Here is a 9818-nt window from a genome sequence, read left to right on the forward strand (position 1 = left end):
CATTAGTACCATTAGGTTAATGACTTCCAGCTTGGCTGAAGCATGATAACAATGATTAGTTTGCCAGTGAATTATTAGCTTGCAGGTTAATATTATACATTGCACCACGCTCACTGGCTTTAATATAGCGTATTGGGTACAGCTGTTGCTTGTTAATAAAATCGGAAACACGTTTGGTATCCGGTGCATAAAAAATAATATTCAATTCAGTGGCACTATTGATGCGGGCGATTTGCCAATTATTGTCAGCACTGGGGTTAACAGTACCGTTCTCGGCAGATAGCGATCTAATGTAATTAGCCAGTACGTCTCGATTGGCATCTGGCGCTTCAATCACCACATGCTCACCGCCTGTACCTGGGAAGCTTCCGCCACCGCCTGCACGATAATTATTAGTTGCCACCAAAAATTCCATATCTGTTGTTACAGGCTCATCATTAAACGTTAAGTTAATAATACGCTGTGCAGCCTCATTATCTAATGTACAGCCCTCGGCATAGCGCGCAGGCTGGGTGACGTCTATTTGATAGGTAACACCATCGATCACGTCAAAATTATATGTTGGAAAACGAGTACTGATAAGCTCTTGTGGCTCACTGGATGTGGTATCTATTTGATTGAACATACCGGCAGCGCACTCAAGCCATTGAGTTAGTTCGTCTCCATTGATTTTTACAACTTGTAGTGTGTTGGGGTAAAGGTATAGATCGGCAGCATCTTTTAAGGCCAAATCACCTTTTTTGACAGTCACAAAATCACTTTCATTACTGCAGTCCTGACTGCGAGCACAGGCTTTAAAAGGTGCCGCTGCCGAGAGTACAGGTAAGTGTTGTAAGTTAACATCGCCTTGAATTAGCTGCTCAACGTAGTCTTTTTGTGCATCGCTTACAATTTGCACAGAAGGATCGTCTTGTACGAGTGCCAAGAAACTAAACATATCATCCGAGGCAGAGCCAATAGGCTGGTTCATATAGGTTGACGTTTGTGTATCTGCATCAGCTAAGGCGGCAGTAATGGCAGCGTCAGTAACAACGTTTTCGCTATCGATAGAGGGGGTTGATACTCGGTGGTCAAAAACATTCCATTTTTGACTGTCTTTATCGTAGGCAAGTTCTAAATCAATAATGCCTAAATGACTGCCCCAGTAGCCAGGCATAACGGCTGGTACGCGATTAATTGTGCCTTTTTCAATATCAATGTGAGCGACATCGGCAAATGCTTCTGACGGGAATACGGAGTGCGAGTGGCCAAACATAATTGCGTCAATACCCTCGACCTGCGACAGGTAATATGACGAATGCTCGGCAAGGTTGTTCTCGTCATAAGGCGCTGTACTGATGCCTGAGTGTGGTATAGCCACAATAATGTCTGCGCCTTCGGCTCGCATTTTAGGGATAAGCTCTTTTGCAGTAGCGGCAATATCTTTTACGGTCACTTTACCGGTTAGATTTTTTTTATCCCAAACTAAAATCTGAGGTGGTACAAAACCAATAAAGCCAATTTTTAGGGTTATGTCTTGACCGTTATTGTCTTTAATTGTTTTTTCGATGATGGTGTAGGGGTCAAAGTAATGTTGATCATTGGTGGGATCAGTATCACCATCGGGCTTATAGATATTGGCACTGATATAGGGGAAGTTGGCATCATTAACCGACTCTTTTAAAAATGCTAGCCCATAATTAAATTCATGATTACCGTAATTAGCCACATCGTACCCGAGTAAATTCATGGCTTGATAAACAGGGTGCACCTCGCCGGCGACAATGCCTTTGGCGGCCATCCAGTCGCCAATGGGATTGCCTTGTATCAAATCACCATTATCCACTAATACGCTATTGATGACTTCTTCGCGGGCTGTTTTAATTAAACTGGCAGTACGGCTTAGTCCAAAACGGGTTTGTATGGTATCGCTATAATAGTTAACGTCGGTTAAATAGGCATGAATATCCGTTGTTTCCATTAAACGCAAGCGGGCAAAATTTTCTGCATTAACAATAGCATTTAAGTCGGCAATTTCATCGGCCAATGCGCCATGGTCAATAAGCTCTTCAGCGGTATTCAATAGAAAATGAATAGTGTCTATGTGATTGTTGTATACGGCTTGCTGATCGCTATTGAAGGTGGTGTTGACAGCGTTGCTTTTAATTGTTTCAAAAATCGTTATTAGCTCTGCAATGGTTTTATCATCTAATTGTAGACTTTGCTGGTTATCAGATGTGGTTTTGTCATCGTCACTTGGTTGCTCTTTAACAGGTTTGTCGCTAGGTTCGATCGTATTGTCTTGTGACTTATTACTGCTACCACAACTGGTTAATAAAGCGATACAAGATGCAAGCAAAGCGCTGGTGATTATTTTTTTGGCAGTAATGACATTAGCCTTCAGTGGCTGTTGATGTTTGACTAACATGAGCGAATCTCCGTAAATATCGATAATAAATTTATCGATAAGTCATTTAAAGCGCGGAGAGTGACATATTTTGATGAATTTTTTATTTCATATTCATGACTATTTTGTAATAGATGCGGATTATGCGTGCTCTTTAATATGAATACAATAAAACCTTAATGTTCTCATGATACCCTCGACTAACCCTACACTCGTAAGGTCTAGCCTACTCACCACTTTTTTAGGTATACCCTAAAGGATGTGCCATGTTTAACGCCCAGTATTGTTGTACATTCAAAAAAATGGCTCAAAAATTCAGATGTATTTTAGCTTGCCTTTTATTACCGGCACCACTGCTATCAGTCAATGCTATAGCCGCCACTGCTCAGTGGAATGCTCGTACACCGATAAAAGCACCAACAGCAAATAATGATAACGGTAAGCGTATTTTATTTGATGTATCACATGGCGGGACCCAAGGTAATGCAGATTGGGTATTAGACGGTGCTTTTTCGGATTTTGCTGATGCACTCGTCGCCGAGGGCTATACCGTAGAAGAATATCGAGGTGTTGATTTAAACAGTAATGGCCGCATTGATTTTTTTGATGATTACAATATCCCTGCTAATGTTGGTTTAAATGAAGCCATTATTACCTATGATGCCATTGCCCATGCAGATGTTTTAGTTTTGGCCGAAACGAATCGCCCTTTTAGTGTGAGTGAATATCTTGCACTTGAGCAATTTGTACAGGCAGGTAAGGGGATATTTTTTATTGCAGACCACTATGATGCCGATCGAAACTTAAATACTTGGGATGCTACAGAAGTATTTAATGGCTATAACCGTTCAGACTCGAGTGCGTATGATTTGCATACACATTATGGTGATTTACGAAACCCTAAAGTCGCTAATGCAGGTTGGTTAGTACAAAATTTTGGTATTCGGTTTCGATTCAATGCCGTAGATTACAAGCGAGGTGTCAGCGGTGTGAAAGCACCATCAGATACCGAAAATCTAACCCAGGGTGTGGGCCCTGTATTAATGGCGGCAGGCGCAACACTGGCGATTATTGATAATACGAAAGCGAAGGGTTTAGTATACTTTGGCGCAAATGACACACCAAAAAAATGGACGCATGCTAATGATGCAGGCCTGTATTTTGGTGGTATGGCAGAGGGGCCTTATGTAGCCATTTCAAAAGCAGGTTTGGGTAAGGCGGCCTTTATTGGAGACTCGTCACCCATTGAAGATGCGACACCAAAGTATAAAAGAGAAGATAATGGCGCGACTAAAAAAACTTACCCCGGCTGGAGCGATGCGGGTAATGCTGCTAGATTGTCGATTAATATTGTTAATTGGTTGGCCACACCAGAGACGTACACGCGTTTTAATAGTTACCGCCACCGTGCCGGTATAGTGACGCCCACGCCTATGGCTGCTACTGAGAAAAGTGACCCTAATAGCGGCCGGCCCTGGTCCAAACCTAGAGGTCAATATCAGCCATGGAAGCCGCTGACTTTCGCAAAGGGTTCGTATGGTGCCCCTTGCCCTGTGCAAGGTTGTGGTTATACAGATCCTGGTGATGACAATACACCGAATACCGGTACTATCAGTGTTGCTCAGGCATTGGTATTGGGTAAGGGTACAAGAGTGACTGTGGAGGGGAGGGTGAAATCTGAATTAAATGGTATTTATGCTTTATTGCTCAGTGATGCCAATGATCAGACAACAATAATTAACGTTAAGCTAGAGCCTCAACAGCGTGAACAATTTAGTCCAGTCTTAAATCGTGCCATATTGGGTCAACTTATTCGTGTGACGGGCGTACGTGATAGCTATCTTTCTGGCCCCAGTATTGAATCTGTTAGTGCGATTACGATTATTAATTAATATAAAAAAGCCTGTAGCATAGTGGTATGTGCTACAGGCTTTGATGACACCCTTAAGGTAAGGTGTTATTCCGTATTTAAAAGGTTAAAAATTTTAAGACTTAAGTGCTCCCTTAATTATCTTTCCGCCATCTAAGCGCTTTTCAATACGCTCTTCACTAATCCCAACAGCTTTGGCGAGTGTTTTACCGACAGACACGAGAGTCTCCTCAAACGGGATATCACCGTTTGAGCGTGCTTTACCGGTATTTGACTGGATGGCAGAGGCTTTAAATTCTGTGACTTTACCACCAGTACGCACAGGCTCTAAGCCCCCAACAATGCCGGGTTTAATAGCTTGGCCAAATACAAACATACCGTGATGCAACCCGTTATGATCACGACCGCCGCGGCTATTGCGTAATAAAGTGCGGCCAAAGGGGTTAAGTGAGGTGACGACCACATCATTTTGTTTGCCGGCAGCTTTAAGTTCCTTCCATAAGGTGTCGATGTATTCCATTGCCTTGGTGGTTTCTTGTACTTCATCGCTTAAGTCATTGTCTTGATGGTTGTCGCCACCAAAAGGAATGCCAAAAGTATACACCGGTGCGACGTTGACTTGAATTAACGCCACAATCATTTTCGCTTGGTTGGCGGGATCATCACCGTTTATGCCGCTCACGCGCGAGCTGAGCTCTTCACTGACCGTAGCGGCTGTTTGGCGACTTTGTACCATTCTGTCAAAAAATTTCTTTTGTGCCGGGGTGCCGTTATTTTTAATGCTGCGATAATTGCGATCGACAAAGTGATCACGCGCTTTAATCATGCGCTCGATATTGCCAGCATTAGAAGCAAATAAACCTTTAATTGCATCGGGTTCAAAAATAGGCACTGCTTGGCCGTCATAGTTAATGCGATTGCCGCCTACACTTAACGGCTCTTTCAGTACGCAGCCTAAGCCGGTAGCGGTTTCTTGTGAGATAAAACCGTCAAATTCTTCTTTTGAGTTTAAGCTGAATTTCTCATCTTTTACCGCTCCGTTAAAGCGCCTAACGGCTTGAAAATCGGTATGTGCATTCACATAGGTACCATGGTTCCAAAAGCCCATTCTTGCGCGTAAATCATTAGGCAGTGTGGCCCAAGGTGCAGCAGCTTTTACATCTACAGTCCCTAATTTAAAATCAGTGGGCACTTTAAAACCTGGTGCATCAGGATGGTCAATATTCGACAACACATCACTGTTATTTGCAGGGTATGTGCCTGGCATATTGGCATTAATAGGGTCGCCTGTTCGCATATGCGAGACAATAAGATATTTATAATCATCGGCGGCAAAAGCGCGATTGCTTAAACCTGCAAGCCCTGTTCCTGCTAAAAATGACACCGGTAAACCGGTCACCAATGATTGCATAGGTAGGGAGCCAAACGATAAGGCGCTTTTTAATAAAAAGGTACGTCGTGCAATAGTGTGTTTCATAGTAGCTACCCCTAAAAGCCTAAACTAATTAATTCTGGTGAAGTGCATGCGGCGAACCATACATACTCCAACGCTTTTGTTTTTGATTCACCAAAGCCACAACTTACGGAACTTTGATCAAAAGCATTGGTGCCGCTGGGACAGGTAGTCCCGTTAGAGGCGATGTTGTACACACGCTTTAGCTCGTTTACTGTTTTATTGTAGCGGCTATGATTTTCGGGTAAGCCCATAAATTGTTGAGTGATTTGACCAACAATATCATTGATACTTTTACGTGAATCAATAATGCGATTATCGCTGTTAGCAAAAATTTTGCTACGTGCTGCGGCACACTGTGAATCGATTGATTGCGCATCAAAGGTGCTGACTGATTTTACTTGTACGAAATCGGCATCACCTCGATTAAGACCATCTTTACCAATAATGCCAAGTTTACCGCTATTTTTATTGCATATTTGCACGGAGCCTTTTGTATTGTTGGTGGCTTTTATATCTGCAAGACGTGTATCAAGAGCATGGCATAAATGGTTTGATCGGCTAATACTGACGAGATATTCATTTTTTTCGTGAGTTTCCATTTTTTGCGTAGCGGTAAAAATCGGTGAGCTAAAAAATTCGCGCACTAAGTGATTAAAGTTTAAATTATTATTTTTAAAGGATTCGGCTAAGCGCTGGAATTCTGGGTCAGCTTCAGAACAGCGTTGTGAGTTACCCCACATACAGAGTTTTTGTACCCAAGCGATCGGGAAGCGGGGATGCTCTGCCAGCAAGCGGCCAAAGTCATCAGGGTTTTTCATTGCGCTACGCACACCCATAAATGCAAAAGAAGGTTTAACGCTATTGTCAACATCTTTTGAGCGATGATTGGTGGTTTGGAAATTGCTAAAGACCAGCTTCATAGGGTCCATTAAACGATGGCATTGATAACATACCGTTGATGGGTCGGCATGATCAAGGTCGATACCTGCTTCGCCTCGGTGTGCGGTTGGATCACTAGCTGAAAAAGTCGCATCTAAAGCGGTAATCAAACTTTGCGAGGCGGTGACGCGAAATTGGTTGCCATCGTTAGTGACCCATAGTTCTAAAAACGCTGGCGCTGAGAAAAAGCCTACGCGTGGAAAGCGCATTTCAACTTCATCGTTGTGTTTGTAATTACGCATAGTTGCGGCATACCCGGCAGTATTGGCATAGCGAATAGGCGTATCACTTTGAACGATATTCACATAGCGCCAGTCAGTAAAGTCACTAGGTTTCAAATGCTCAAACAGTTGTAAGCGGTCTTCTTTGGCTGGAAGCTCAGAATATACGCGGCCAGGGGTTTGGTTTTCTTTTTCGGCGTAGCCCAGCGCCACTAAAATAGCCGTTGTCACTTTCCAGCGGCGTGTGGTGGCAATGCGATTGAAGCGTTGATCGTTCTTAACAATATCCCATGCCATTTCGACAAACATATTATTAAGGCCTTCCCATAGTGCACGGTGGTTATCAATTTTACTGCGCACACCGCCAAAATTGCCTAGCTGGTAACGATAACCAAAACTGCCCGGAATTTCTTCCATTTGCAGCGCTTGTTTGAGGAAGCTTTTCATTTTGGCTTCGTAATTGGGTGTTTTTTGCCAGTCGGTAATTTTTTCGCGTAGAGCGACAGGGTCAAAATTTGAGCCGCTGACAACAGCGTTTAGCTCTTGCTGGGTGATAGCCGAGCCACTGAGCAGGTATTTGGCTTTAATTAATGCCGAGGCCGGATCAGCAACAGCAAAAGGTTTACTGGGTGCGTTAGGCTCGATGGTCGGGTTCTCGGTATCGATCACATGCTCGATCCACTGCTCAACACAGTTGACTTCTGCAGGCTTCAAGCGAGCACCGGTTTGCGGCATAGGGTTGCGCTTACAGCTGCCAGCATTAAAGTCGGAATAGCGATTGGGGTCAATAAGCTTTAACAATAATGAATTACCGATATCGCTAGAGTCGATAACTTTTTCATCGGCGCAAGGAACACCACCAAAACTGGTTGTGCGATCGAGTAAGTTAGCCCCTACATTACCGCTATCTAAGTTTAAACCGCCACCAATAGCGCCAAAGCTTTGTGCGTTGTGGCATAGCATGCAGTTATTGTCGGTAAATATTTTTTTAACATCATCAAAGCGGCATGCTGAGGGCGCGGCCACAGAGGAGCTGGCTACTGATGAAATCACGGGCGTAGAACTGACAACAGAGGAAGAGGATCTGACGATACTCGATACGGCTCTAGACGAAGAGGTTGAGGATATCGCAGGAGCGCTAGAGGCGACCTGCGAGGTGGTCGAGGTTGTATGACTGGACGAGCTAGGTTCACTCGTGCCAGCGCAACCGGCCAAAACCAGCGCGCAAGCGGCGGTTAGCATTAAGGTTAATTTCATTTTAGGACTCCAGAGTTCAATCTATATTTTATTGCGTTTAATAAAATGCATCTTTAATTAGGGCGTGCGTTGAGTAGCTTTATTATTTAGGGCACACCTTATTAACTATGGCTTCAATCGGTTCTTACTTGACTCCAACAGCAGCGAGTTGCTAGTCACCGATATAACAGAGTGCTCAACAGTGAAGCTCATAATATTTTGTATTCTATTTTCACTTCATTCGCGCGCTTTTGAGTATTCTATTTTTTGATATTTTGCGTTATTTTTTGTGTTGTATTACTCAAATACACAAGAGTTATCCATGCCGATTTGTGTATTCACTATGTCAGATCTTGCTCTGATAAATTGTGAACTAATACCGTTCGATTAGATTGGGATGTCTCAGCTTTTAATGTTGTGATCAAAGGCCCGCGCGGGCGGCTAATAACCTCTACAGTCTTAATGTGGGATTAATATGGCTTCTTCGCGTCGCATAATAGGGCCTTAATTATGAGTCTTAATGTTGCATAGTCAGCATCGAGTATGGCTCAACTTATGATTTTTTTTGTGGATCGTTGTTGGCATCAAAAACATGACGCTTTCTATGCATAAGTGCCTGCATGCTTTGCTATTACTGAAGATTAAGCGTACTGTAGCTATGATTACTCTGCATAGCGGTAACTATTTTCAATTGAATAATCTCTATTTTGGCGGCGCCTACCAGAGCGCCTATCGGTGTCAAAATAATAAATAAAAAGTCTCGATATTATATTTATGATGAATAAAGGTACGAATATTGACGGTCTGTAAAAATGCAGGAAATGAGAATAAAGTCATTCTTACTTTTATACTAAAAAAACTGCATCGCATGCTTAAATGATTCGTAAGGGTGTGATTTGGGATGGGGTTTTTAAGATGCGTAATCTGGGAAGTTAAGGCAATCATCGCTATGCTATGTGACGGGTGCTCTATTGAGAATATAAGCTTGGATCACCCCAAAATTATATCTCTATCCTCTTTATCCAAAAGCGTTTCAAGTTTCAATAACTCATCTTATAAAAGGCTAACGTTGTAGTGTTTTATGGCTCTAAAATAGCTCTTAGCCTTATGTTATCTAATCTATAGGCTACTCTATGTTAAGCGCTATGCGTTGTACGCGTGTTAAAAAATCAATTAAAATAAGAGTACCTGCTGGCTAGTCTTATAGAATTGAATGCATAATTTTAACGATATCTAAAAGTCTATTTTACAAAAACAGCATAGAAATAATCTAAGGAAGTGCGTCTCAATAAAATAAGATCTCCCTTTGATTTATTGAGACTTGGCAATAAAATAATTTCCAGCATAAAAGTGTGTAAAAAATTGTAACTATTTAAGCACACCAAAATTTTTTACCTAATGAGAACGCTGACACATTATTGTTTGAGCATTTAAGCGTATTTTTATGGGAATAATAAGAAAAACGCCGCAGACATAAGTCTAGAGCTATTAGCGTCGCGCTGGTTGATAGCGCTCTTATCTATACAGTATTTATTTATACAATACGTACTGATATAGCATTTGCTTATAAGTACTCATGCATCGTTAGCGACCCAGTTAATGATTGATGAGCCTCTAATACCGATGTGGGTAATAGTGACAAAAATGAATACCGCACTTTATGAAAAAAATAATCTATAGGTCTATATATGTATAAATATTTAACAACAC

4 protein-coding genes are annotated in these 9818 nt (G+C 42.3%); 1 reads left to right on the top strand and 3 read right to left on the bottom strand.

Annotation, left to right across the window (positions count from 1 at the left end; all coding sequences use genetic code 11):
- Positions 1 to 55: 55 nt before the first annotated feature.
- Entirely contained in the window at positions 56 to 2407 is a 2352-nt protein-coding gene (locus AC438_RS09280) for a bifunctional 2',3'-cyclic-nucleotide 2'-phosphodiesterase/3'-nucleotidase (protein ID WP_082354062.1), read from the bottom strand.
- 245 nt (positions 2408 to 2652) lie between these two features.
- On the opposite strand from AC438_RS09280, the gene AC438_RS09285 reads away from it, so the two are divergent.
- Complete coding sequence (locus AC438_RS09285) at positions 2653 to 4278, top strand: DUF6359 domain-containing protein (RefSeq protein WP_053980979.1); 1626 nt, start codon at positions 2653 to 2655, stop codon at positions 4276 to 4278.
- A 93-nt stretch (positions 4279 to 4371) separates the two neighbouring features.
- On the opposite strand, the gene AC438_RS09290 is transcribed toward AC438_RS09285, so the two are convergent.
- Positions 4372 to 5733, bottom strand: coding sequence for a DUF1501 domain-containing protein (locus AC438_RS09290; protein ID WP_053980980.1), 1362 nt, complete (start codon positions 5731 to 5733; stop codon positions 4372 to 4374).
- Between the two features lie 11 nt (positions 5734 to 5744).
- Entirely contained in the window at positions 5745 to 8129 is a 2385-nt protein-coding gene (locus AC438_RS09295; RefSeq protein ID WP_156312529.1) for a hypothetical protein, read from the bottom strand.
- Between the last annotated feature and the right edge of the window lie 1689 nt (positions 8130 to 9818).

The sequence above is a fragment of the Marinagarivorans algicola genome (assembly GCF_001292705.1).
Taxonomy (GTDB): domain Bacteria; phylum Pseudomonadota; class Gammaproteobacteria; order Pseudomonadales; family Cellvibrionaceae; genus Marinagarivorans; species Marinagarivorans algicola.

Excerpts from the sequence above, each read along its gene's own strand:
- AC438_RS09280 (WP_082354062.1), bottom strand. The coding sequence starts at position 2,407 with ATGTTAGTCAAACATCAACAGCCACTGAAGGCTAATGTCATTACTGCC.
- AC438_RS09285 (WP_053980979.1), top strand. The coding sequence starts at position 2,653 with ATGTTTAACGCCCAGTATTGTTGTACATTCAAAAAAATGGCTCAAAAA.
- AC438_RS09290 (WP_053980980.1), bottom strand. The coding sequence starts at position 5,733 with ATGAAACACACTATTGCACGACGTACCTTTTTATTAAAAAGCGCCTTA.
- AC438_RS09295 (WP_156312529.1), bottom strand. The coding sequence starts at position 8,129 with ATGAAATTAACCTTAATGCTAACCGCCGCTTGCGCGCTGGTTTTGGCC.